The following is a 25,643-nucleotide window of genomic DNA, read 5'->3' on the forward strand; positions in this document are numbered from 1 at the left end:
ACACCCGCGCGGTTCTTCAAGATGGCAATGACACCCTGGTCGGCACGCAGGTAGCCTTCGGCAGTCACGTGGTACTCCTGCAGCCGGGTGTTATCCCGAACCGATCCAGCGTATCGCTCGATCGCGCCGTCTGACGCGAATTCACTGGCTGAGTATCCGCCCCCCGGAACACGCCAATTGCCCCACCATTGAATGCGACAGGGTGATCACGTACCCTGCGAAACGCCCGCAAGACGGCCACATTGCCCATGGATGGAAGCATGTTCCCAAGAAGTAAGTTAGTTCCAGAACTGATCGTTACCGACCTTCAGAGAAGCTTGGCATTCTGGGTGTCTGATCTCGGTTTCCAAGTAGCCTATCGGCGCCCTGAGGAGGGCTTCGCCTACCTGGACCTAGGGGGTGCCCAGATCATGCTCGAACAAGTCAATCTGCAAGATCAATGGATCACCGGGCGACTGGAAGCCCCCTTGGGCAGGGGTATCAACTTTCAGATCGATGTCGGCGAAGTCGCACCTGTCATCGAGCGCCTGAACCGCCGTGGATGGCCACTGTTCCAGGCCTGCGAGGATGCCTGGTACAGGGCGGGGGCCGTCGAGGTAGGGCAGCGCCAGTTCCTGGTCCAGGACCCCGATGGGTACCTGCTCAGGCTTGCCGAACGACTCGGCGAACGCCCCCTGCCCCCTACAGCGCTCCCGTCGGATGCCGTCACTGCGCCGGCTTGATCCACACCCCCTCGAGCCAGACATCCTGCCCGCCCTGGGCGTCGCTGAAGCCCAGACTGGCCAGGTAATCGTCCTCGCCCTCAACAGCCAGGCTGACCCGCACCGCGACATCGCTGTCCAGGTCGATCCGTTGACTCAGCGTATGCCCTGCCACGCTGGTGGAGGTCAGGCTGAATTGGCCACTGCCGGCCAAGGTCAATGTGCAGCCAACGCGCATTTCGATGCCAAGCGGCGCCTCGAAGGACATGCCTGTGCTCAAGCGTTCGAACGGCAATCGCAACACGCCCTCTTCGTCACGGGCGCCCTGCGCGCGCAGCAGGTCACTCAGGTCATCACCACCCAGCCCACTGCGCAGCGTCCTGGATTGCTGTTCCAGCCCGCTCAATTGCGCCAGCAGCGAATGCCGCAGGCTCGGTAGCTCATCAGGTTGCGACGCCGTGGCGACGAGGGCGTTGAGCGTGGCGTCGACCGCCGCCTCGGCCTGTTTCGACAGCGCGCCGGTATAGGAGGCAAGCAGCGCGAACGGGGGCGACAGCTGCGCCTTGGTGTCTGCCGACAAGCCTGCCTGTGCTTGCAGATAGGCCACCACACGCTGACTGCTCCAGCACAACCCCAGTACCTGTTCCAACTGCTGTGCACTGGCCCCGGCCAGCGCCAGGAACAGGGCCAACCGCGACAGGCAGCCATCGAGCCGTTTCAACTCGCCGGCACAATCAAGCGCAATGCGCCCGTTGTAGGCGGCGATCCACTGCTGCTGAAGCGCGTGGCAATCCTGGCCAAGGGCAACGAACAGGCCGTTTTCGCGCAGCAACAAGGTGGCTTCGATGACCCGGTCGTCCTGGAACTTCATCTCCACCAGCGGCACTGGCGCGCCGCCATACTGCATGACCAGCTGGCGCGTCGTGTCGTCGCCGACCAGGCTCAGGTCGCAGGCATTGAGCGCATGGCCCAGGGCCAGGGCACGGCACACCTTCTGTTGACGCCAGCCACCGGCCGGGGCATTGAGGAACGCCTGCACGGCGGCAAGGTCACGCTCGCGCCATTGCTGGCGGTCCGACTCGATGGTTTCCAATGCCAGGTCGGTCAGGGCCAGCCGCGCAAAGCGGTCGAACATCAGCGTCAGCAGGAATGGCGTGTTGCTCAGTTGCGCCGTGGGTAACCGCAGGTTCTGCCCTGCATCGCGCACGACAATACCTCGGCTGGCGTGTTGCAGGGCCTGCGCGCTGTCCAGTACCTGGTCGAGCAAGCGGGCGAAGAAGCCCTTGTCCTGCTGCAGGCTCACCAGGAAGTGCCGGGACTTGGCCAGCGGTGCATCCACCAACTCCACCACGCTATCCAGGATGCTCAACGGGTTTTCCAGCTTGCCGGCATACAGCGTCTGCACATGCAGGTAGCGGCGGACCAGCGGGAACGCTACCGCGGTCGACAACCACACCTTGCTGGAGCGATCGATGCTGTCTGTGGTCTGGGCTGCATGGTAATAGGCAAAGCACTCGGCGAAGTGATCGGTGGCCATGACCCGGGCGCGGTTCATCACCTCGGCGCTTTCGAAGCTGTCGAAGCACAGGTTGGCCAGTGGCCGTTCGATTCCGCCCGCCAGCAGCTTGTGGCGCATGCCGCTTTCCAGGCGGTCGCGCATCTGCTGCAGGCGCTGTGGATCCTCGCTCAAGGCAATCAGGGCCGGGGTGTTGCCACGCTCACGCTCGGCGTTGCGGACCACCACATCGATCTCGTTGAGCTCGGCCAGCAGTTGGGTGTTCATCAGGGCATTCAGCCCGTCCAGGTCGGCCCTGAAGCCTTGGTTGGCCAGTTCGATGCGGTTGGCCAGGTCGTCATGGCTCCAGACGATGCTGGCCAGTACCTGCTGGGTGGACCCACGGATCTCATTACGGGTCATGCGCATGCCGCTGATCAGCGCCTCGTTCAACCGGTCGAGGTGCTGGGTCAGCTCCATGGACATGTCGTCCAGCTGGCGTTGCAAGCCATCGAAGCGGGCATCGACCTGATGGTTGAACACACTGATCTGCCAGGTCAGGCTCTGGTTCATGTTCTGCAACTGCTCCATGACCTGGTCGAAGCGCTTGTTCAGTGCTTCGTAGACCTGAGTGATCTGCTGGGAAATGGCCTTGGCCGCTTCCAGGTATGGATCGGGCTGCGGGTTGAACATGCTGTAGATGCTGGAGGCCAGGCTCACCACCGACATTGCCGCACCAAACAGCCCCATGGCGCCGCCACTCGACAGGGCATTGGAAATGGACTTGATGGTGTCGATGGTGGCGATCGTGATGCTGATGGTCAGGTCGACGTAATCCAGCACCGTGTTGAAGTCTTCCGAGCCACTCCAGTCACCGGCAAATTTATTGACCAGCGTCCGGGTGAACTTGCTGATCCCCTGTAGCCCCTGCAGCACCTCCCGGGTGTTGTCCAGGCCGCTGTTGAGCTTCTCCAGCGAGGCCTTGCGATTGGCCAACCGAGCCACCTCCTTGTCGGCGTTGACTTCGGTGGTGCGCTGCTCCTGCATGCGCTCGACATCCTTGCGGCGCTTGTCGACACTGCTCTTCATCCTGCCGATTTCGGCTTTCTGACCGTTGACCCAACGTGTGACTGCCTGCTCCTGGTCCGCCCGGGTCGCGTTCGGGTCGGGCCTGGTGCCGCTCTTCTTCGCCACGTACTCGTACTTGCGGCCGGTCGAGGGCAGCAAGTCCAGCTCATCCAGGTCATGGCTCTGGATGTTGATCTGTTTGTTGCTGCCGTCAATCTCCAGCTTGGCGATATCGATCTTCTTGCTCAGCGGGTGAGCGGACTCGGCCTTCGCCCGGGTGCGCTCGAAATAGTCGCTGAAGTAATCCTTGCCAGGGCTGGACTTTTCCGCCATTTCCTCGCCAGCGGCCCTGACCCTGGCGATGTAGCTGCTGTGGTCGTCGAAATCCGGGGCATCGGGTTCGTGCGACGGTTGCGCCGGAACCTGCGTACCCCCACCCTGCCCCGGCGCCTGCCAGTGGGTGTCGCTGCCCGGGGCCTGAGGCGCTTGCACCGGCACGGGGTTGGCGGTGCGGCTGGGCGGTGGATCGAACGCCCAGTTGACCCAGCCCAATGGCTGCCCCAACGGGTCCGGCGTGGGCGACCAGGGCGATGTGGCGTGTTGCTCGAGAAACGCCGCCGCCTGTGGCGCGCTGATCGGCGGGCGCACGGTGGCCACCAGCAGTTGGCGCATGGCCTGGTGGGCACTGTCGTAGGCGTCGCCTGGCAGGTCGAAGCTCTCCTGCGGCGTGTCGGTGATACCGCCGCAAGCCTCGCTCACCCGCTTGGCCAGCGCTGGGCTCCAGCGTTCGAGTTGGCTGGCCATCGACGCCCCCGCACGTGGGTACAGGGTCAGGAAGTCGAGGGTTGCCGATGGCAGGTCGCTGGCGCCAAGCGGCACCTCGAAACTCAACAGGTCACCCGCCTGCGGCGCGGCCAGGGCAGCAAACTGCTCCATCAGTTGTTTGTGCTGGATCGCCAGCAACGGTTGCTCCAGGGCGTGTTCCAGCAGCCATTGCAGCACCGCGATGCCCTGCTGGTAGATCGCCTCGCCGTAGCGGCCTTGCCCTGCTTGCTCCGGATTGACCCGCCGGGCAGCATTTTCTATTGCGTCCAGCGTCTGCGAGGTGGCTGCGGCGAGTTGTTGCGACAAGCTCGCACGTAGCGCAACGTCGTCCTCGAAAGCCTGCCGGTACAAGGGCGCCAGGTCAGCCACCACGCCAGGGCATTGCAGGCGCAGTTCGGCCAGGCAGTCATCATCGATGACGAAGTGCGACAACAGGTTTTGCAACTGCCGAGTCAGGGGTGGCATCAGCAAGTAGAGGCAGATTGCCAGGCGCCCAGTCAGCACGGGATAGTCCATCAACAGCCCAAGGTGCTGCGCCGGCAGTTGCGCCAGGCGGAAGTCCGCCTTGAGCCGAGCTATCCGCACCTGCGTCGGGAGCGTCGCCAGCAGCGCCTCGGGCATCAGTTGCGCCAGTAGCTCATCGGTCAGCAACTGGCCATGGGCACTGGCCTGGCCGGCTTGCCACAGCGGCGCTCCCGCTCGCAACAGCAGCGCTGCAGTCCCGGCCTGCCCGGCCGCCATCGCTTCGGCCAATAGCGAGGGGCCGTTACCTGGGATGACCGGGTCCGCTGGCGCGCCACTGGCGAGCAACTGCTCCAGGTTCTCCCCAACCGCTCGCCGAGCCAGCCAGTGCAGCGCCGTGCGGCCCTCTTTGTCGGTGGCTTGCCAGGGTGTGAAACGCGCCCCCTGCACCTGCGGCCAACCTGGGAAGTCCAGCCGGCGCAACTGCCCCCCCTGGGCGACCAGCAGATTGCCGTTGTCGAGTACCGCCAGCGCGCGCGCATCCTGTACGCTGATCTGCTGAATCACCTCATACGGGTGAGGGCTATGCGCCCCTTGCCACAGCACCAAGCGCTCACGGCTCAGCGAGGCGAAACCACCATTGGGCAGCGCAACGATGTCCAGCCAGCGACGAGCGCCACCGTTCCAGGGCTGTGGCGTGATGCTCAGGCCTTGGATGCGACCATTCTCGCGCACCACCTGCCACAACTGCAGCGTGCCGTCCTCCTGGCAGGCCAGCAAGCGCCCATCGGGCAGCAGCCGCAGCAGCCGCGGCACCGGCACCGCCGTGGCCCGGGGCAGAACGCGTAGCGCAGTGGTGCTGGCTTCCCAGAGCAATACCTCGCCGTCGAGGCTTACCAGCAACAGCTGCCCGCTGGCCAGTGGCGCCAGCACGGCCAGTTGCACCGGGCTGTTCAAATGGGCGATCGGTTGCAAGCCCGCGCGACCATTGCACCACACCTTCAAGGCCTGCCCTTGCAGCGCAGCCACCTTGTCCGGGCCGAAGCGCACGACCTTGGTTGTATCGTCAGCCAGTTGCGCTTGCACCTGGCAACGGCCACCTTGCAACTGCAGGCTGAGCAAGGCGCCATTGCCACGCTGTAGCAACAGGCTGCCGTCATCGAGCAACAGCAACTCGCTCCATGGCTCCTGCGTCTCGGCCAGGGCCAGCGAACGCTGGGTCTCGAAATCCTGGCGCTGTGACGTCAACAGGCGCACGGCACTGGCGCTGGCCACGGCGATGCCGCCACCGGGCAAGGCGGCCAGGGCCTGTACCGCCTGATCGCCCAGGGCCTGGATGTGGCTGCCAGGCACCGCGCCATACTCGCGCACCTGGCTGGCCAGGTGCGCGGTCGCCACCGGCTCGCCTGCCTGGGCCGCCACCAGCCACAGGTCCTGCTCCCGCGCTTCGAGTGGCTGGGTGGTGGCCGGGTGGCACTGGCGCAATTCGTCTGACACGGCGGCGATCAACGAGTCCTTGTGATCAGCGTGCAGGTCGCCGGAAAGGTCCCAAAGCATCACCCCGCCCAGTTGTGCCTTCAGTGCATGACGGACCTTTTCACGCAGCGAACGGGGGTCGTCATACGTCAGCGATATCGATCGATCCCCATTGATGGCATAGGCATAGGGCGCGCGGGCGATGGCCTCCAACTCGCTGACGAAGGTCAGGCCAGGCCAACCAACAGACGGGCTCGTGCCTTCTGCGGGCCTGTAGCCACCGGCCTCGCGTATCTCGACGATGTAGCGGTACAACAGCACTTCGTCCGGCTGGACATCTTTATTGACCAGGCAACGCAAGCCTTTGTTGTCATCAGTGGCGCCCTTGACCGTCACCGGGCGACCGTAAGCGGCCAGGCCCAATGCCAGTTGCCGGCGTGTCAGGCAGTTTTTCTCCACCAGGCCCAGAAAGCAGTCGATCGTTGCAGTGATGCTGAACGTAGGGTCGATAGCCGGCTCCGCGCCGGCGCCTGGCGTGCCCATCGGCGCATTGAACCAGGACTTGTCCGACCAGGCACCGTGGTAGTCGTAGCTCATCACGTTGACGTAATCGACCCTGTCGCCAATACCACGCCATTGCGCTTCGGTCAGGAACTTGACCTTTTCTGGCGAGGACGGCGCGGCAATGGCCAGCTTGCGCGTGCCCAAGGCATTTCGCAGGTCGTCCAGCAGGCTGACATAGCCATCGCCATCCTCGCTTTTGGGGTACTCCCAATCCACCTCGAAACCATCGAATGCCAAGGCGTCCAGGGCCCTGGCGGCGGACTGCGCCAAGCGCTGACGCTGCGCCGGGTCTCTGGATATCTGCCGAAACTGGTTGCTGAACGGGGCGATGTCCTGCTGGGCGTCGAACGCGTTGCTCAGCAGCCGCATCAGCTCGAGGTCGAGGGCTGTGGCTTCACCTTCGGCAGCGTCGATGCAACGCCCCTGGCAGAGGCTGCCGTGTTTCACCAGCCACGCCCAGAGCTCACGTTTGCCTGCCTCGTCGTCGAACAGCCCGCCGGGATCCTGCCGGGCGTAGCGATAGAGGCTTGGAGGACGCAGCAGATCAAGCGACTTTGCGGGGCTGTCGGCGTCTTCGGGCAGGTAGACGAGCTTCCATGCGCTCTCATTGTTCTGCTGCGCGATGTAGATGCCAAAGGCAGGGGTCGGCAACGCATGACACGCCGGGAAGAGCGCCAAGTCGTCCACCGTCGTGAAGGTGACCTTCGGGCTCTTGGGCCAGCCACCGACGATCAACGACACCTGCAAGTTGGGGTTGAGCTGCTTCATGAACTGCAGCGCCGCCACCTGGAAATTGTCGGACCACTCATCACTGCTGCATAGGGTACCGTCGCCCTGAAGGTTCATCATGCCGTAGGAGATGCAGTTGACGTGGTCGACCGGGATGTCCGTGACGAAGTAGTTGCGCTTGTACATGAAGTAATTGGCGTAATAGCCAACGAAGCGCCGGGTCAGGTCCGCCGACTTGGCCTTGCCGGCCATGCTGCGATCCAGCACCCGGCGCTCGCCACCTTCCTTCTGCAGGATCACCGCTTCCAGCGGCACCTCCTGCAGGCACTGCGGCGTGGTCATGGCTCGGGCCAGGCCGGCGCCCCCCTGTCCGCTGGTATTGGCATCCAGCAGTACGCTGACCTTGGGCAGGCATTGCACGCCAACGATCGGTGAACGCATGGGCAAGCCATAGAACGAGTTGGCATAGAACAGTTCAACTTGCTCATAGGGCCCGATCACCACCGGCTCTGCGTAACCGAGGGTCAGCAGGTAGTGATCGTCGAACTCCTCACGGACCAGAGGCGCACGCTTGGGGGCGTTGAACAGGCTACCCCAGGGACAGAAGAAGTCTTCGTACAGCGACTTGACCGTGTCATTCGGCCCTATCAGCTGGAGCGGATCCCAGTCGACCTGCACCTTGGATCGCAGGAAGGCGACTTTCTGCCGGTTCTCGATGTTGTCGTAGGGCTGCCCGTCGTTCTTCAGCCACTCGATGGTCTGGTCGGTCAGGTTGGCCGGGATGCCCTTGCCAACGAACACGTTGGTGCGGATGACCAGCTTCCTGAGTTTGATCGGCGATTTGCTGGCGTTGTACAGGTACAGGGAATCGACGCCTTTGTTCTTTTCGAACAGCAACTGCAGGCCTTCATTCGATTGCGCTTGCATGTAGGACTCCATGGCCAATGTCGTGGCCGCCAAAAAATGTCGCCCCTGAGGTCAGCGACCATCGCTGCAAGGGCCTGGAAAGTTGCATCGCGACAGGCAGATGGGCCGCTCGAAGGAAAGGCGACTTTGGCACCTGAAGGCTCGCCAGGGTGGTGAGCAGCATCAGGTTGCAGGCGAGCGTAAGTGGGGACGCAAGGCAGTCTTGGACCTGCAGCGGACGGCAGGAGACGAAATGAGTCTGCATGCGTGAACACTCCCTTGTTCAGCCTGCCAGCAACGTAGTTCAAGCATGCTGGTTTAGCAATGGCCAAATAATGGCACTGCTCTGACTTACCCATTCGAACCGGCCAGATCAGGTTCGGCGACTGATCTGCCAAAACGCAGGCAAGTCGTGCCAACCTGCCTGCCCCTGGCTGTGCATTCGCCCCCTGGACGTTATGGTGGTCATCACCTTCCTTCCGGGGCGCAATGGCCATGACCATGACTACCCTCAGCCGTCTCAGCCTGCTGGCATTGATCGTCGGCATGTTACTGGGCGAGATCGTCCTGGCCAGTCTCGGGCTGGCGGGCTTGTGTGGCGCTGCGGTCTACCTCGATGTGCGACAGGATGCCCAGGCAGAGGACTGCCAGGAAACTACCGCGTCGGATCCGCAGTTCCTCGCCTGATAACGTCCTGGTGCGCCAGGCCTGGGATATCTGTCGCCTGTTCCGGCCCTTTCGCCGGCAAAGCCGGCTCCTACCTGTCCAGCGTGGATAGCGTGAGGCGCAACCTCGCCACGCGCCATGCTAAGCTGCGCCGCCCTACCCCATGCCCCGAAGGAACGCCATGCTGCCCAAGCGCGTATTGATAGTCGAGGACGACGCCGATGGTGCCAGCATCCTCGAGGCCTACCTGCGCAAGGACGGCTTCGAGGTGGCGGTGGCCGAGGACGGCGCCAGGGGCCTGGCGCTGTTTCGCCAATGGTCGCCGCAGATCGTCCTGCTGGACATGATGCTGCCCAAGCTCTCCGGCCCCGAACTGCTGTCGGAGATCCGCCGCAACGACAACACCCCGGTGATCATGGTCACCGCCATCGGCGACGAGCCGGACAAGATCGGCGCGCTGCGCTACGGCGCCGATGATTATGTGGTCAAGCCCTGCAACCCACGGGAGGTCGTGGCCCGGGTGCATGCCGTGCTGCGCCGCTACGGCGCCTCCACCGCCACCCAGCAACGCTTCGAGTGCGCCGGGGTGTGGGTGGACAACGAACGCATCGTCGCCGGGGTGCGCCAGGCCAACGGCGACGAGACGATCCTGGACCTCACCCGCTCGGAGTTCCTGCTGCTCGCCGCGCTGCTGCGCGCACCGTCCAAGGCCTTCAGCCGCGAGGCACTGCTGGAGCTGTGCATGCCCGACAGCGATGCGCTGGTGCGGATCATCGACACCCATGTACACAACCTGCGGCGCAAGCTCGAGGCGGTGGGCATCACCGAGGTGCTGGTGACAGTGCGCTCGGTGGGCTACCGGTTCCGCTGATGGCCCTGGGCAGGAACTCGTTGTGGGCCTGGGTCGGCTCGCGCATGACCGTGCTGGCCATCAGCGCGGTGCTCACCGTCGTCGGCTGCATGTACCTGTACTACCACGCCGTCGAATACCACGTGATGGCCTCGATGACACCCGCCGACCGTGCGCAGTACGTCGCCGCGCTGGCGGACGTGAAACAGCACGAGGGGGTGCTCTGGGAGCTGCTGCAACGCTACTACGACGTCGAGAGCTTCCTGCCCGACATCGGCAACGACGCCGACTGGCTGGCGCTGTACAGCTTCGTCGCCCTGGTCATCCCGCTGGTGATCATCATCGCGCTGTGGCTGTCCCGGCCGCTGTCCCGGCAGTTCCGCAAGCTCGCCCAGGCGGCGCGCCAGGTGGCAGGTGGCGACCTGGAGGTGCGGGTGGTGCAGTACCCGGGCCAGCCGGCAGAGATGCAACGCCTGTGCGGCGACTTCAACAGCATGGTCGAGCGCCTGTCGCTATATGAACGCGAAGTGGCGCAGTCCAGCTCCAACCTCGCCCATGAACTGCGCACGCCGCTGAATGCCGCGCTGGGACGGGTCCAGGGCATGCTCGACGACGTGTTCCCGATGAGCCCGGAGCAGTTGCGCCTGGTGCAGAGCCAGTTGAACAACCTCAACACCCTGGTGGGCGACCTGCACCTGCTGTCGCTGGCCCATGCCGGCCAGTTGCCGTTGCACGTCACCGGGTTCTCCCTGGCCCGGTTGGTCGAGGAACGCCTGGACTGGTTCGCGCCGCAGTTCGAGGCAGCCGAAATGCGGGTCACCTCACGCCTGCCCGGCGCATTGGACATCGAGGCGGACAGGAGCCGGCTGGGCCAGTTGATCAACATCCTGATCGAGAACGCCATCAAGTACGCTTCCGACGGCCGCACGCTGGAGGTTACGGCACGTCGCGAGGGCGCGTGGCTGCGCCTGGAATTCCTCGACCGTGGCCAGGGCATCGCGCAGAAGGACCTGGGCAACATGTTCGTGCGCTTCTGGCGGGCCGAACAGTCCCGCGCGCGGGTAACCGGCGGCGGCGGCCTGGGGCTGTCGATCGCCCAGGCGATCTGCGAAGCCCATGGCGGGCATATCGCCGCGCAACGGCGCGACGAAGGCGGGTTGGCGCTGCTGGTGTCGTTGCCCCTTCACGACCTGCACCCGTAGAAACCAGCCACTGCCGCGCCTGCTTCGCGGGCCCCCCGACCATGCCTTGCGCGATCCCCGTAGGAGCCAGCCTTGCTGGCGAACACCGGCAACGCCGGTGCCAAACACCGCGCCGCTGATTCGCAGGCATCCCGACGATTACCTGCTGTTCTTGACCGAATCTTGATCATCCCTGAACCGCACCTTCAGCAACCGCCTTTAGCATGCCCGCCGGTCAGCCATGAAGGCTGGCGCCGCGCGCGGCCTCATTCAATTCGGTGCTGTGATTCTCATGCCAAGACCTTTCGCTCCAACCCTAGTCCTCCTCGCGCTCTGCGCGTTCACCGGCAGCAGCCAGGCCACGGACATCAGCGGCGCCCTCGGCACCACCGGGCAGAACGGCTTCGTCGGCCGCATCGGCCTGGGCTTCGACTGGGACAAGCGCTGGCTGGTGAGCGACACGGGCCACCTCACCGGTTACTGGGACGCCGGCCTGACCCACTGGGAAGCTGGCAAGCGCGCCTCGGCCCGCACCTCGCTGTCCTTCGCGCCGGTATTCGTCTACGAGTTCAACACCACCGGCAACGTCGTGCCCTTCATCGAAGCGGGCGTCGGCGTGGCGCTGTTCTCGGGCACGCAAGTGGGTGACCGAACCCTGGGCTCGGCGTTCAACTTCGAAGACCGTCTCGGTGTCGGCCTGAAATTCGCCAATCAGGACCGGGTCGGGCTGCGGGTCATCCACTACTCCAACGCCGGCATCAAGCAGCCGAACAACGGCATCGAATCGTACTCGCTGTTCTACCGCCACGCGTTCTGAGGTCCGCACGCTGCCATGAATCCAATTCGCATCGCGCTCGGCTGCCTCACCTCATCCATATCTCCGCCTGAAGTACCGGCATCGTAAGCACACTAACAGTCATCCCTTGCAAGGTCTTTGGACACAGAGGCGTGAGCGCATCAGGGCCGCCAGATGCCCACACGGATTCTTGCAGCGTCCATGAGATCGAGCGCCGCCTGCGCGGCGCATCGCGGATGAATCCGCTCCTACCTCTGTTGCAACGTGCCGCACCTGTGAGGCCATGATTGTTAACCGATAAACGCGTCGTACCCACACATGGCCTATCGGTCATGGCCACGTTGCTACGAATGTAGGAGCGGATTCATCCGCGATGCGCCGCGCAGGCGGCGCTCGATCTCATAGGCGCTGCAACGCCAACGTCGATCACCTTGAAAGGCCTGACACTGAAAATTAAAAATTCACCGGCGAACTTTAAACAAATTTACATCTTTCATACACAATCACATGTTTCCGAACACTCATTAAAATTCTTTCACCAAAAACGCCCACCTGTAACAGACCAAACAATTGAAAACCGGCGTCGAGCCAGGGAAAATGGCCCACCGCTTAATTTGAAGCGCCTGTTCTGCTGCCCATCCGGTCGGCAGGAAGTAGCCACTTACAACCAGCGCCATCATGGCCGCCAACACGCGCAACCCACGGCCCGCCGCATGGCCATCGAGGCTCGGCGAATACACAGGTTTGATAAAAACCTTGCAACCGAAATAACGACCCACTTTTCACAAAGTTTTTACATCAACTTTGCGTCGTCACGCGGGCAACTAAGTTGCCGAGGATATATATGAACTCCCACGTCACTGGTGCGCCACACTCGCTGCATCAACTCCCTGAACGCATCCTGCTGACCGGCGCCACGGGCTTCCTCGGCGGCTCGGTCACCGCCCAATTGATCGCCGACGGCCAAGCAGCCAACCTGTGCTTCCTGGTCCGCGCCGAAACCCGCCAGCAAGGCCTCCAGCGCCTGCGCGACAACCTGCTGCAACACGGCGTCAGCCACGCTGACAACCTGGCTTTGAGCGAAGAGCAGATCATCTGCGGCGACTTCCTCGACACCACCTGGCTGCCCCGCGAAACGCCACGCCTGATGCAGGTCGACCGGGTGATCAACTGCGCGGCCGTGGCATCGTTCTCGAAGAACCCGACCATCTGGCCGGTGAACGTCGAAGGCACCTACGCCTTCGCCGAAGTGCTGAGCCGCTCCAAGCGCCTCAAGCGCTTCCTGCATGTCGGCACGGCGATGTGCTGTGGCCCGGAGCGCGAATCGCCGATCAGCGAATCGTGGGAGTTCCCCGAGGCCGAGCAGCAACTGGTGGACTACACCGCGTCCAAGGCAGAGATCGAGCGACGCATGCGCGAACAGCTGCCGAGCCTGCCGCTGGTGGTGGCGCGCCCGTCCATCGTGGTCGGCCACCGCAGCCTCGGCTGCCAGGCCTCCGGCAGCATCTTCTGGGTGTTCCGCATGGGTTTCGCCCTGGAAAGCTTCACCTGTGGCCTGGACGAGCAGATCGACGTCATCCCGGTGGACTACTGCGCCGAGGCCCTGATCGGCCTGGCACTCAAGCCGCAACTGGGCCACGACCTCTACCATATCTCCGCCGGCCACGGCTCGGCCTGCACCTTCGCCGAGATCGACGAGGCCTTCGCCCTGGCCAATGGCGCCGAGCCTGTGGGTAAGCGTTACCGCAAGGTCGACGTCGACGACCTGAAATCGCTGGCCAGCAGCTTCGAAACCCGCATAGGGCCGGCCAACCCGCGCCTGGTGCTACGCGCACTGCGCCTGTACAGCGGCTTCGCCGACCTCAACTACCTGTTCGACAACAGCCGCCTGCTCGAGGAAGGGATCGCGGTGCCGCCGCGCTTCACCGACTACCTGGACGTGTGTGTCAAATCGTCCAGCGGCGTCAGCATCGCCACCCAGATGCAGTGGGACTTCAAGTAACGATGCCCCCCGGTGCCGCGGGTAACCGCCCGCGGCGCCCCCTCGCTCAGCCCTTCATGTCCCTTTCGTCATAGCGCAGCAAGCGCCCGGCATTACCCAGCACCAGCAAGGTACTGAGGTTGTGCAGCAAGGCCGCGATCATCGCCCCCGCCGCCCCCAGCCAGCCAAACGCCGCCGCCAGCATGATACCGAGCGTCCAGCCCAGCCCGATCAGCACATTCCATTGCAGGGTGCGCCGGCACAGGCGGCTGAGGCGAATGCTGGTGGCCAGGCGGCGCAGGTCGCCGTTGATCAGCACGATATCCGCCGCGGCCATGGCGATGTCGGTACCGCCCGCCCCCATCGCCACCCCGACCACGCCGGCCTTGAGCGCCAGTGAATCGTTGATGCCGTCACCGACCACCAGGGGCCGGAAGCCGGCGTGGATTTCCTGGTTGACATGGCGCAGCTTGTCTTCGGGCAAGGCCTCGGCGACCACGCGGGTGATTCCGGTCTGGCTGGCGACCGCCTCGGCGACACTGCGCCGGTCACCGGTGAGCAGCAGTTGCCGGCCCAACCCGAGTTCGCGAAGCTGTTCAAGTGCTTGCGGCGCCTCCTGGCGGATGTTGTCGGCCAGCAGCAGCCAGCCCTGGAAGCGACCGTCCAGGGCCAGCCCGGCGATGGGGCCGTCGTGTTCCGGCACCGACGGGATTTCGATGCCCAGGCGCACGAACAGCTCCGGGCGGCCCAGCGCCGCTTCGCCCCGCTCGGTGCGGGCAACCACGCCGAAACCCTGGCGCTCATGCAGCTCGCTGACCACCAGCTGTTGGTCGTGAGGCACCCGGCTCGCCAGGGCGCGGCTGACCGGGTGACTGCTGGCGGTGCCGAGGCTGGCGGCCAGGCGGATGATCTCGTCTGGCGCCAGGCCCGGCGCCACCGGCAGCACCCGCTGCAAATGCAGCGCGCCATGGGTCAGGGTGCCGGTCTTGTCGATCACCAGCGACGACAGGTCGGCCAGTTCCTCGAGAAACGCCGAGCCGCGGATCAGGATGCCGTGCCGCGCGGCCACGGCGATCCCGGCAATCGCCGTGGCCGGCGCCGACAGCACCAGCGCGCATGGGCAGGCGGCGACCAGCACCGCGAGCATGGCCTGGGCATCGCCGGTGACGAACCAGGTGGCGGCGGCGATCAACAGCACCAGCACCAGGTAGCGCCCGGCATGGCGCTCCAGCAGGCGGGTGATCGGTGGCTTGGCCTGCTCGGCGCGTTGCATCAAGGCGATAACCTTGCCCAGCGTGGAGTCGTCGCCGATGCCGGTGACCTCGACGCGCAGCAGGCCATCGAGATTGATCGCGCCACCGTACACCTGCGCCCCGACGTCCACTTCCTGGGGCAAGGCTTCGCCGGTGATCGGCGCAGTGTCCAGGCTGGCCTGCCCATGCAGCACCCGGCCATCGGCCGGCACCCGGTCGCCGGCGCGCACCTCCACCTGGTCGCCGGGTTTCAGGCTGGCGTTGTCGACCTCCCGCACCTCGCCGTCCGCGCCGATCAGCCGGGCCTGGCTGCGGGTCAGCCGGCCGAGGGCGCCGATGGCCTCCTGTGAGCCCAGGACACTGCGCTCTTCGAGGACATGGCCGAGGATCATGATGATCGGCAGCAGCGCCGCGGTGGCCAGGTCGCCGGTGGCCCAGGCACCGAGCATGGCCAGGGCGATCAACTGGTCGGTGACCCCATGCAGGGACGGCTGCAGCAGGCTGTGCCAGGCCGAGCGCAGCACCGGCACGGCCACCAGCAGCGACGCCACGCCCAGTAGCAGCTGTGCCACGCCATCCTGCGAAGGGGCCAGCCAGCGCCAGACCAGCCCGAGTGCCAGCAGGCCAAGGGCGAGCATGGCCAAGGTCAGTTGCTGCCCCGCTTGCCGACGCTCGTCAGCGGACAACAGCCCGGCGCCGAAGTGCAGGTGGCCATGGTGATGGCCGTGATGGTGGTGGGCGCTCATCGCAGTCGGCTCCGGAGGCAAGTGGTCGCAAGGCGCGGGTGGCGAAGTTCATGGTTCACGGCTTGGGGCCCTCGAGGATCAGGTGTCCGCTGTCATCAGGGTTGACCGTGGTGACGGCCCCGGCGCGGGACAGGATCGCCGGCATGCGTTCGCGGTACAGGCGCAGCATCAGCCCGGGGTCTTGCTGCTGCGCCAGGCCGGCGATGGTGGCGGTGTCGGCATTGGCCCGGGCCAGACGCTCGCGGGCCTCTGCCTGGGCAACCTGCACGGTATGGTCGGCGGCCTGGGTGGCCTGCTGCAGTTGCCGGGCGGCATCATTGCGGGCCTGGGCCACCTCTTTCTCGGCTTGCTGACTGGCGGTGAGCACCGCATTGAACGCCCCCACCGCCGACAACGGCAGCGAGGACTGCACATCGACCCGCACCACCTCGATACCCAGGTCAGTGCCCGCCGTCTTGAGCGCGGCGAGGCTGCGGTTAATGCCCCGTTGCAGGTCGCCGCGCAGGCGCTCGCGGCGCTCGGCGACCTGGGCGTCGGCGCCGACCAGCTCCGGGCGGGCCACCAGGATCGTGTCCATGTCTCGCGAGGCACAGACTTGCACGGCGTTGCGCTCGACCAGGCGATCCAGCGCCGGCTCCAGGTGCGCGCCCTGGCGAGTGAAGGCATAGGGTGCGTTGACCTTGTAGAACACCCGCACGTCCAACTGCACGATGCCTGCGTCACCGGTCAGCAGGTAGCCGGAGCCGGCCGTGGCGTCGCTGGCCAGGGTGCCGTTCTTGTCCGACTTCAGCGCCAACTCCGAACGCAGCAGCAGCTCGACCCGGCGTTCGCTGACCCGGTCGGCCGACGGCAGCATCAGCACCTGCTCGAACGGGCGCGGCCAGGCCAGCAGCAGGCCGGCCTCCTGGATGCGTTGCTCGGCGCCCAGCCGCAGCACCACCGCTCGGCTGTCGGGCCCCACTTCGCGAACATTGCCGAACAACCAGCCCAGCGCCGCGACCAGGGTCACCCCGTACAAGGCGATGAAGCCGATGCGCGCCGATTGCAGCCAGGGGTTGCCAGTGGCATCCATCCGACCGGGGCTAGTCATGGCCATGCCCTGCCCCATTGCCAATGCTCAAAGGCGCGGGTGGGCCATCGACCAGGGCGCGGAACGGCGCGGCATCGGTGCGCAACACCAGGCGCGTGCCGGGGGTGACGACCGTGCCCAGCGTGTCGAGCGAGCGCAGCAGCTTGTACAGCTCCGGCGCGCTGGCGTAGGCCTTGCCATAGACCTGCGCAGCCTCGACCTGGGCCTGGGCCTGGACCTGCGCCGCCTTGACGTTGGCGTCGGCCTCGAGGATCCGCGCGTCACGCTCCGCCGCCGAGCGGATCTCGGCGGCCTTGCGCTTGCCTTCGGCAGTGCGTTCGGTGGCGATGGTCTCGCGCTCGGCGCGCATGCGCTCGACCGTGGCTTCGAGGGTCACCTTGGGCAGGGTGAGGCGCTCGATGCCCACCTGCACCACCTTGATGCCATAGGTCTGCGCCAGTTGTTGTTCGATCTGCGCCTGCAAGCGCTGCTCGAAGGCATCGATCCGCACCCGGCTGGCATCGACATTGACCAGGTCCGCCAGCTCGAAGCCGCTGGCACTGGTTTCCAGCGCCGAGCCCACCAGGGTGCGGATCTGCCGTGCCGCCTCGTCGGGCTGGTTCTGCACCGCGCGCATGAAGCGCTGGATGCTCTGCGGGTCGGCGGCGACCTGCCAGGCGATATAAGCCTGCACGATGATGCGCAGGCCATCGCGGCTGCCGACATCCTGCAGGCCGCTGGAGGTGGTGCGCAGGCGCAGGTCGACCGGCACCGCGTTCTCGAACGGCAATGGCCAGCGCCAGGCCAGCCCAGGCTCGGTCAACACTCGCGAAGGGTTGCCGAAACGGGTGATGACCGTGGCCTCGCCCACCCGCACCTGGACGAAACACGCCGCCGTGGCCAGCAGCAGCACCAGCAGCAACGCGGCGAGCACCCGCCAGCGCGCGCCCTTCGCCGGTGGCGCATGGGGATGGTCGTGGTCATGGGCATGATCGTGGCCGCACGCGTGGTGGGCATGGGGGGCGTGAGAGCTCAATGGGCGCGCTCCTGCTGAGGTCTGGAAGTGGTCGGGTCGACGGGAGAGGCAAAGGTGCGCAGGTCCACGGTCGGGGCCTGCGCCGCGGTCAACCGGTGGTCGATGATCAGGGCATTGCCGGCGGCCAGCCCCTGGCTCAGGCGCGCCAGGTACTGCTCGAGGATGAAGGCCTGGCCGGCCTGGCGCCAAGCCGCGCCTTCGGCCTTGAAGGCGATGTCCTGGGCCTGCGCCCTGGCGGTGATCTCATGGGCATCGGCGCTGGCCTTGTCGGTCTGCACAACGGCGTTCTGCCGGGCCAGGGCCGCCTGCCGGGCGGCCTGCCCACGTTCCTCGGCAACCAGCGCCTGGGCGCCGATCTGCGCCGCCTGCACGCCGTGATAGGCATTCGCTGCGCCGGCCGGTGGGTGGATCGCCTCCACCGCCGTGGCGAGGATCTGTACGCCGCTGTCCAGCCGATCGAGGTCGGCTTGCACGGCGTTGCCGATGTCCCGGCCAAGGGCTTCGCGCTGCGCGCCCAGCAGCCCGTCCAGCGAGCGATTGGCGAAATCGTGGACCAGCACCCGGTTGGCGATGCTGCGCACCAGTTGCGCAACATCGCTCGTGTGATAAGTGGCGGCGATTGCCGAGGCATCGTCCAGGCCGATGCGGTAGATGAAGCGCACGTCCATGTTGACGATCTGGAAGCTCTGCCGGCCGCCATCACTACCCGCGATGACCTGGGCGTTCTCGGCGGCGTGGGCGGCATCCCACAGGCGGTTGGCGCTAGAGGGCGGTGGCCCTTCGGCATCGGTCAGCGGGTCGGCCAACGCGGCGTCACCCGAGGTGGCCAGCTCATGGAGCGTGCCGTTGTCCACCGCCAGCACCCGCCCCAACGGCCAGGGCAACCCTATATGCAGCCCGGGCGGATAGACGTCCACGGGGTCGCCGAAGCGCTCGTATACACCCCGGCCGTTCATCGGCACCTGCACCACGCCCGTCAGCAGCCACCCCAGCAGCGTTACCAGACCAGCCACCGGCAGCAATGCCCGGCGCATGAAACCGAATGCCCAGACCTGCCGCAGGTCGATACCCAGGCGCTGGTGCAACTCGCCCTGGAGGAACGCCAGTGGCCGCGGTGGCCACTGCAACAGCCCTGCCGTCAGGCTGTTCGCCACCAACGTCGGCTCCTCGCGCGGGCGCTGTGGGCGGAACACCGAAAGCACGGCGCGCAGCAACAGTTCCAGGGCCAGCAGGCCAGGCAGGATGGCGATCAGCACCGCCAACCGCGCAGGCCACAGGCGCAGGCCGTCGGCGAACACCAGGCAGGGAATGGACAGCACCTGGACGGTGATGACCAGCCGCACCACCGCGGCCAGGGTTCCGGCCTCCGGCCAGTCCGTGGCGGGCGTTGCCGCCAGGTGACGCTCGAACACCAGCAAGCCGAAGGCGATCGCGCCGAACACCGCCACCGCGACCCAACCAGGCTGCCCCGCCAGTGCCGGCGCCGGCAGGTCGAAGCGCCAGGCGCCCGCCAGCACGGCCAGGGCGAGCAGCGCCAGGGCCGCCAGGCGCAAGGCGTCGTAGCCGATCCGCCGCAGTTGCTTGCGCCAGGCATCAGCGATACGCGCCAGCCAACGTTCATAAGCATTCGCCGGTGGCTCGTCGTCGTGCGCCAGGGCGCGCCAGAATGCCAGTGGCGCCGGCCGCTCGCCCAGGGCCTCGGCGCGCCAGCTGACCGGCGTCCACACGGACTGCGCCACCGCGCCAAGCAGCATGAACGCCGCAGCGTTGACGGCCAGCAGCACGGGCCAGTGACTGGCAGGTGCGAACAACCCGACCAGGAAGGCCAGCAACCACAACGCACCCGCGACTGACAAGGCGCAGTAGCTCAACAGCACCAGGCGCCGCGCCTGGCCGAGCGATTGCTGGAAGCGGGGCATGCCCTCCAAGTCCAGGTCCGTGGTATCCAGATTGACGCTCATGAGGGCTCCAGGCTTGGTGCGCAGCCGAACGGGATGTAGCGGCCGTGCATTTGACGACGGGCGAGTTTATTTCGTTATGTTATAGCGACGCACGTGAAAATATCGTCCGTCGTTTCATCCAATCCCCGCCCTTGCGACTCATCCATGAGGCTGACAAGCCGCTGGGCTGGTCTCGCACTTTTTTCACATCCGCCTCACTCTTCGCCAACATCTGCCTTCATACAGTGCAGCCACTTTCGGATGGGCTGCCGTAGCGCGCCTTGTCCGCCCCTTCCGCTTCCATGGAGTGTTTGCATGTTGCAGGGCACTATCGATAAACCCGCCACGCTGAAAACGCCCAAGGTGTTCCGCTGGTCCTCCCTGGCACTCGTCGCGGTCGGCTTGTGCGCGTTGCTGGCCCTGGTGGCGGCGACCCGCTGGGCAACCGCCACGCAGGTCGCCGACCTGGGCAGCGCGCAGCAGATGCGCAGCCAGGGTGTGTACGGCGAATGGGCAGCCGGTTCGGTGATCGTCCTGGTACGCCATGCCGAGCGGTGCGACCGCTCCCATGGGGCCTGCCTGAACGACCCCACCGGTATCACCGTTGCCGGCAGCCAGGCCGCCGAAGGGGTCGGCGCTGGCCTGCGCCAGTTGGGCCTGGACAGCGCGGACCTGCTCGCCAGCCCCGAGGTGCGCACCCAACAGACAGCCGGCTTCATGTTTGCCAAGCCCATTGCCACCCAGGAATGGCTGGCGCAATGTGACCAGGATTTCAGCCAGGCGGCCTTCGCCCACAAGCGTGCCGGGCATAACCTGGTGCTGGTCACCCACAGTGGTTGCATCGACCAGCTTGAGCGCACGCTAGGGGTCGCCGGCGGCGAACGTTCGAGCAGCTACGCCAGTGCCTTGTTCGTCACCCTGGGCAGCCATGGCAAGGCCAGGATCCTTGGCCAGATGAACGCCACCCAGTGGCGCAAGCTCGAAGTCGGCAAGGGAGCCTGACATGCCATTCACACCGCGCGCGCGTTTCTACCTGAACAACCTCGGCCTGCCGCTGCTGCTGTCGGTGCTGGTCTTCGTGCTGTTCGACCTTACCCGCCTGGACCGCTGGCTCAGCGACCTGCTGCTGGACCCAGCCAGCGGCCAGTTCATCTTCCAGCACAACGTCTGGTTCGAGAAAGCCACCCACAAGTGGCCGCGGATTCTGCCGGACTGGACCGGCGAACTGGCCGTCATCGGCCTGCTGCTGTCATTGCTGTGGCCGTTGTTGCGTCGTTCCGCACAAGCGACCCGCGCCGTCGAAGGTATTCGAATCGCCCCGCTGCTGCGCTTTACCGCCGATCACCGGCGCGACTTCCTGTATGTCGTGGTGGCCTTTGCCCTGTGCACCGGCGTCATCCATTACCTCAAGAGCCACACCGGCGTGTACTGCCCGGTGGAAACCACCCTGTACGGGGGCAGCGAGGCGCACCTGGAGTGGTACCAGCAGTTCACCTGGCTGGACAAGGCCGGGCCAGGCCGCTGCTGGCCGGGCGGCCACGCTTCCAGTGGTTTCACCTTGCTGGCCCTGTACTTCGTCGCCCTGCGCCACCGCTGGCCACACGCCCGCAAGCTATTGCTGGCGATCCTCGTGGTCGGTTTCATCTACGGGACCACCCGTGTACTGCAAGGCTGGCACTACATGTCGCACACATTCTGGGCCGGGATCTTCGTCTGGCTGACCAGCTGGGGCACCGCGCTGGTGTTCTACGGCCGACCGGCGCTGCAGGCGTCGGCCGTCGCCACGGTCAATAGTCCCCGCGCTTGCGAAACGCCCAGCGCCCTGCAATTACCGTGAAGGTCACCACCAGCGCCACCAGCACCCAGAAACCATGAGGGTCGTCCGCCAGCGGCACGCCGCCCACGTTCATGCCGAAGAAGCCGGCGATGATGTTGATCGGCAGGGCCAGCACCGTCACCACGGTCAGGGTGAACAGCGTGCGGTTGTTCTCCTCGGTGAGCTTGGCGGCGATCTCTTCCTGCAGCAGCTTGATCCGCTCGACCAGGCTGGTGAGGTCGTTGATGATCACCGAGAACTCCTCGGTGGAGGCCCGCAGCTGGCGGATATCCTGTTCGCCCAGCCACTCGGGCGGGCGGTTGAGCAGGCGCAGCAACGAACCGGGCTCCAGTGCCAGCAGGCGTTGCAGGCGCACCAGCACGCGGCGCAGGCTGCTCAACTCGGCACGGTTGTCGCTCAAACGCAGCGATAGCAGCTGGTCTTCGATACGGTCGACCTTCAGCGTGGTCTCGCGCACCACCTGGGTCAGCAGGTCGCTCTGGTCGCGCACCAGATGCACCAGCAGTTCCACCGTGGAACCGAAGCACTCCCCGCGCTTCACCGAGGAGCGCAGCTCGTCCACCGAGTGCAACGGCTGCCGCCGGGCACTCACCAGCAGCCGGCCGCGGGCGCAGGCCCATAGCGTCGAGACATCGGAAGACACCAGACCAAAGCTGAACACCAGGTCGTTGACCACCGCCAGCAAGGCTGAGTCGACGTGCTCAATTCGCGTGGAGCGCGAACCCTCGCGCAAGGTCTCGAAGAAGGTTTCCGGCAGGTCGAGGTTGCTCTTCATCCAGCGCTCGCAAGCGGCGTGGGCAAGGTTCAGGTGCAACCAGAGGAACTCGTCGCTGTGGCCGGGCGCGAGCAGGCGAGCCGTCGCTTGCGTCGCGTCGAGTTCGCGCCCCGGCAGGCCGGGGCGAAACACATAGGCGTAGAGCAGGCCGTGCAGGTCCGCTTCGTGGTGTGGCGTGGTGGCGTTGAGCATGCGCGATGCGATCCGGAGGTGTCCTGGCATCCTAGAGTCAGCCTCATGACAAGCGCATGACAGTTTCACGGCCCTGCCCGCCCGCCGAGCGGCATTACACTTCTCACACCTTGCCTGCATCGCTGAACAGCTTTGCTCGCGGCCGCAGCCATGCTAGCCTCCGCGCGCGCCGCGCAATGCGGCGCGTCGTAAACGTCAAGGAGTCAGGCAATGGACCTGCAGTTTCTGGGCACCTCCTCCGGTGTGCCCACCAAGGCCCGCAATGTAAGCGCAACCGCCGTCATCGAATCCACCGGCCACGGCTGGTACCTGGTCGATTGTGGCGAGGGCACCCAGCACCAGCTGCTGCGCAGCCCGCTGTCGATGCGCGACTTGCGCGCGATCTTCATCACCCATGTCCACGGCGACCACTGCTTCGGCCTGCCGGGGCTGCTGGCCAGCGCGGGCATGTCCGGGCGCAAGGCGCCGCTGCCGCTGATCATGCCCACCGCCCTGCACGACTGGGTGCGCCAGGGCCTGGCGGTCAGCGATACCTACCTGCCGTTCGAGCTGCAATTGCAGCCTCTCGAAACCTTCGATGGGTTCACCAGCGGCAATATCCAGGTCGGCAAGGTCGAGCTGTCCCACCGGGTGCCGTCCTATGGCTTCGTGTTCGATGAACAGGACCCCGAGCCACGGCTGGATACCGCGCGCCTGCAGGCCGATGGCGTGCCGGCCGGGCCGCTGTGGGGTCAGCTGGCCCGTGGCATGACGGTGGAGCATGAAGGACGCCGACTGGACCCTCAGCACTACCTTCAGCCCCAGCGCCCGCCGCAACGCATCATCGTCTGTGGCGACAACGACCGCCCTGAGTTGCTGGCCGAGCTGGCCAAAGGTGTGGATGTGCTGGTGCACGAGTCGACCTTTACCGAGCCGGTGGTCGAACGTGCCCAGGCCACCTTCGGCCACAGCACCGCCGCGGCGGTGGCGCGGTTTGCCGAAGCGGCGCAGGTGCCGAACCTGGTGCTGACCCACTTCAGTGCGCGGTATCAGGGCGCTGGCGCGGCACGTGGCAGCTCGATCGAGGATGTGCGTGAAGAAGCGGTGGCGCATTACTGCGGCAATCTGGTCCTGGCGCAGGATCTGCAGCGCTATCACCTGGGGCGCGATGGCCGGCTGATCGAGGTCTTGTAGCGGCTTTAGCCGCGATACAGGCACCACGGTGGTGGCACCCGCTTCGCGGGTGATCGCGGCTGAAGCCGCTCCTACAGTTTCAAAACCGCTCCGCGACCATCTTGAACGGATAAGGCGCAGCCTTGTATTTACCGATCTTGCCGCGCTTGGGCAGCGTGACCTTGTGCGCCTGGCTTAAATCCTTGTAGGAAATCTGCTGTAAGAAGTGACTGATAATGTTCAGCCGCGCCTTGCGCTTGTCTTCCGACCGCGCCATGTACCACGGCGCCCAGGATGAATCCGAGGCGGCGAACATCTCGTCGCGGGCGCGGGTGTACTGATCCCAGCGGTTATAGGACTTGATGTCCATCGGCGACAGCTTCCACAGCTTGCGGCCGTCGTCGATGCGGTCTTGAAGGCGCCGCGCCTGCTCCTCGGCGCTGACTTCCAGCCAGTACTTGATCAGGATGATCCCCGACTCGACCATCATCCGTTCGAACATCGGCACCACGGTGAGGAACTTCTGCGCCTGCTCGTCGCTGCAAAAGCCCATCACCCGCTCGACGCCGGCGCGGTTGTACCAACTGCGGTCGAAGATCACCACTTCACCGGCGGCCGGCAGATGGGTGAGGTAGCGCTGGGCGTAGATCTGGGTCTTTTCCCGCTCGGTCGGCGCCGGCAGCGCCACCACCCGGAACACCCGCGGGCTGACCCGCTCGGTGATGGCCTTGATCGTGCCGCCCTTGCCGGCGCCATCGCGGCCTTCGAAGACGATGCACACCTTCAGGCCCTTCTCCACCACCCACTGCTGCAGCTTCACCAGCTCCACATGCAGGCGCTTGAGTTCGCTTTCATAAGCCTTGCGCCCCAACCGCTTGCCGTCGTCACCCTTGCGTTTCTTGCCTTCGGCCTTGGCCATCTGCCTGCTCTCCTGGAAAGTCCCCGGTTGCCCCGGTGACGCCGGGGCGGATCAGAGCAGTATGGATGACCCCTGGTTTTTCACCCGTCCCAACACCCTGCGGTGCGCGCATAACCCCGCCGATATGTCCAGATGCCATGATTGCGGCTGCTCTGGCTTGCGGGTTCTAATCCCGATCCGACCGGCCCGGCCGGTGTTCGCTGCGCAATTGGCAACTACAAGGAAGCCTTACGATGAACAGGAAGATCGTACCGCTGGCCCTGCTGGCCACGCTGTTCGGCTGCTCGGCCGGCCAGGACACCCGCGAAGCCAGCTTTCGCCAGGCCGCCCAAGCCTACCTCGACACCCAGTACCCGCACTGCTTCGTGATCACCGCCTTCCCCGCCCGGACCCGTGACTTCGACGTCGATGGCACCAACAAGGCGCTGCGCGCCCTGGCCAAGGTCGGCGTGGTCAGCGAACAGGAGATTTCCCGCACCGAGGTGCCCGAGCGCCTTTGGCAGCCCGCACGCACCGACATCTATTACGCCTACGAACTCACCGACGAGGGCCGCAAGTACTACCGCGCCGAGGCCGCGAAACGTGCGGATGGCGGCAGCACCGGCGGGTTGTGCTTCGGCAAGGCCCGGCTCACCGAGATCACCGCGTTCAGCAAGCCGGCCGAACGCGAAGGGCGCAAGGTTTCTCAGGTGACTTACCGCTACCAGGTCACCGACCTGCCGAGCTGGGCCGGCGATGAGGCGGTGCAGGCCGGCGTCATTGGCCTGGGCCAGGCCGCCGGCAGTGCCGCGAAGCCGCTCGAGGAGACCCGCGCCATGGTGTTGACCGACCAGGGCTGGGTGCATGAGCGGTTGATCACCCGGTGATCGTGAGACTGGCTCGATCCCTGTAGGAGCGGCCTTGTGCCGCGAAAGGGTCGCAGAGCGGCCCCGGCGATCTTTGCCAAAGCTGAAATCCTGGGGCTGCTACGCAGCCCTTTCGCGGCTCAAGGCCGCTCCTACAGATGCCACGCTGATCCTGCGTC

Annotated in this window: 17 protein-coding genes; 10 read left to right on the forward strand and 7 right to left on the reverse strand. The window is 65.6% G+C overall.

Annotated features, from left to right (window positions below; genetic code table 11):
- The first annotated feature begins 260 nt into the window (after positions 1-260).
- Positions 261-722 carry a bleomycin resistance protein gene (locus tag P5705_RS02000; RefSeq protein WP_277459333.1) on the forward strand — a complete coding sequence of 154 codons (462 nt, stop codon included), beginning with the start codon at positions 261-263 and terminating at the stop codon, positions 720-722.
- On the opposite strand, the gene P5705_RS02005 is transcribed toward P5705_RS02000, so the two are convergent.
- On the reverse strand, positions 706-8,247 hold the full coding sequence (locus P5705_RS02005; RefSeq protein WP_277459334.1) for a glycosyl hydrolase family 18 protein: 7,542 nt from the start codon (positions 8,245-8,247) through the stop codon (positions 706-708). The two genes, P5705_RS02000 and P5705_RS02005, sit on opposite strands and share 17 nt — an antisense overlap.
- A gap of 480 nt (positions 8,248-8,727) precedes the next feature.
- Here P5705_RS02005 and P5705_RS02010 point away from each other — a divergent pair, with 480 nt between their 5' ends.
- From P5705_RS02010 to cprA, 5 genes are all read left to right on the forward strand, one after another.
- A complete protein-coding gene (locus P5705_RS02010; protein ID WP_277459335.1) occupies positions 8,728-8,913 on the forward strand; it encodes a hypothetical protein in 186 nt (61 codons plus the stop codon).
- Positions 8,914-9,073: 160 nt separating this feature from the next.
- Entirely contained in the window at positions 9,074-9,763 is a 690-nt protein-coding gene (locus tag P5705_RS02015; RefSeq protein ID WP_277459337.1) for a response regulator transcription factor, read from the forward strand.
- Positions 9,763-10,944, forward strand: a complete 1,182-nt coding sequence (locus P5705_RS02020) for a sensor histidine kinase (protein WP_277459338.1) — start codon at positions 9,763-9,765, stop codon at positions 10,942-10,944. The genes P5705_RS02015 and P5705_RS02020 overlap by 1 nt, the downstream gene beginning before the upstream one ends.
- A gap of 271 nt (positions 10,945-11,215) precedes the next feature.
- Positions 11,216-11,740: an acyloxyacyl hydrolase gene (locus P5705_RS02025; protein WP_277459340.1), complete on the forward strand. Its 525-nt coding sequence runs from the start codon at positions 11,216-11,218 to the stop codon at positions 11,738-11,740.
- A gap of 823 nt (positions 11,741-12,563) precedes the next feature.
- Complete coding sequence (gene cprA, locus P5705_RS02030; protein WP_277459341.1) at positions 12,564-13,721, forward strand: cationic peptide resistance protein CprA; 1,158 nt, start codon at positions 12,564-12,566, stop codon at positions 13,719-13,721.
- A gap of 46 nt (positions 13,722-13,767) precedes the next feature.
- Here the strand turns inward: cprA and P5705_RS02035 are convergent, their stop codons facing one another.
- From P5705_RS02035 to P5705_RS02050, 4 genes are read right to left on the reverse strand one after another with little or no spacing between them, the layout of a single operon-like run.
- Positions 13,768-15,699, reverse strand: coding sequence for a cation-translocating P-type ATPase (locus P5705_RS02035; protein WP_277459342.1), 1,932 nt, complete (start codon positions 15,697-15,699; stop codon positions 13,768-13,770).
- A 55-nt stretch (positions 15,700-15,754) separates the two neighbouring features.
- The gene (gene hflK / locus P5705_RS02040; protein ID WP_277459343.1) at positions 15,755-16,789 is read right to left on the reverse strand and encodes a protease modulator HflK; all 1,035 of its coding nucleotides are present in this window, start codon (positions 16,787-16,789) and stop codon (positions 15,755-15,757) included.
- Positions 16,782-17,804, reverse strand: coding sequence for a protease modulator HflC (hflC, locus tag P5705_RS02045; RefSeq protein ID WP_277459344.1), 1,023 nt, complete (start codon positions 17,802-17,804; stop codon positions 16,782-16,784). The genes hflK and hflC overlap by 8 nt, the downstream gene beginning before the upstream one ends.
- Complete coding sequence (locus P5705_RS02050) at positions 17,801-19,765, reverse strand: protease modulator HflK (protein ID WP_277459345.1); 1,965 nt, start codon at positions 19,763-19,765, stop codon at positions 17,801-17,803. Before P5705_RS02050 ends, hflC begins: the two co-directional genes overlap by 4 nt.
- Positions 19,766-20,059: 294 nt before the next feature.
- On the opposite strand from P5705_RS02050, the gene P5705_RS02055 reads away from it, so the two are divergent.
- Both P5705_RS02055 and P5705_RS02060 read left to right on the forward strand, forming a co-directional pair.
- Positions 20,060-20,746, forward strand: a complete 687-nt coding sequence (locus P5705_RS02055; protein ID WP_277459346.1) for a histidine phosphatase family protein — start codon at positions 20,060-20,062, stop codon at positions 20,744-20,746.
- A 1-nt stretch (position 20,747) separates the two neighbouring features.
- Positions 20,748-21,581: a phosphatase PAP2 family protein gene (locus P5705_RS02060; protein WP_277459347.1), complete on the forward strand. Its 834-nt coding sequence runs from the start codon at positions 20,748-20,750 to the stop codon at positions 21,579-21,581.
- Here the strand turns inward: P5705_RS02060 and P5705_RS02065 are convergent.
- Entirely contained in the window at positions 21,532-22,548 is a 1,017-nt protein-coding gene (locus tag P5705_RS02065; RefSeq protein ID WP_277459348.1) for a transporter, read from the reverse strand. The two genes, P5705_RS02060 and P5705_RS02065, sit on opposite strands and share 50 nt — an antisense overlap.
- A gap of 210 nt (positions 22,549-22,758) precedes the next feature.
- Here P5705_RS02065 and P5705_RS02070 point away from each other — a divergent pair, with 210 nt between their 5' ends.
- Complete coding sequence (locus tag P5705_RS02070) at positions 22,759-23,721, forward strand: ribonuclease Z (RefSeq protein ID WP_277459349.1); 963 nt, start codon at positions 22,759-22,761, stop codon at positions 23,719-23,721.
- A gap of 79 nt (positions 23,722-23,800) precedes the next feature.
- On the opposite strand, the gene ppk2 is transcribed toward P5705_RS02070, so the two are convergent.
- Positions 23,801-24,619 carry a polyphosphate kinase 2 gene (ppk2, locus tag P5705_RS02075; protein WP_277459350.1) on the reverse strand — a complete coding sequence of 273 codons (819 nt, stop codon included), beginning with the start codon at positions 24,617-24,619 and terminating at the stop codon, positions 23,801-23,803.
- A gap of 233 nt (positions 24,620-24,852) precedes the next feature.
- Between ppk2 and P5705_RS02080 the strand changes: the two genes are divergently transcribed.
- The gene (locus tag P5705_RS02080) at positions 24,853-25,485 is read left to right on the forward strand and encodes a hypothetical protein (RefSeq protein WP_277459351.1); all 633 of its coding nucleotides are present in this window, start codon (positions 24,853-24,855) and stop codon (positions 25,483-25,485) included.
- Positions 25,486-25,643: the final 158 nt, after the last annotated feature.

The organism is Pseudomonas entomophila (assembly GCF_029478665.1).
In the GTDB taxonomy this organism is placed as follows: Bacteria; Pseudomonadota; Gammaproteobacteria; order Pseudomonadales; family Pseudomonadaceae; genus Aquipseudomonas; species Aquipseudomonas entomophila_F.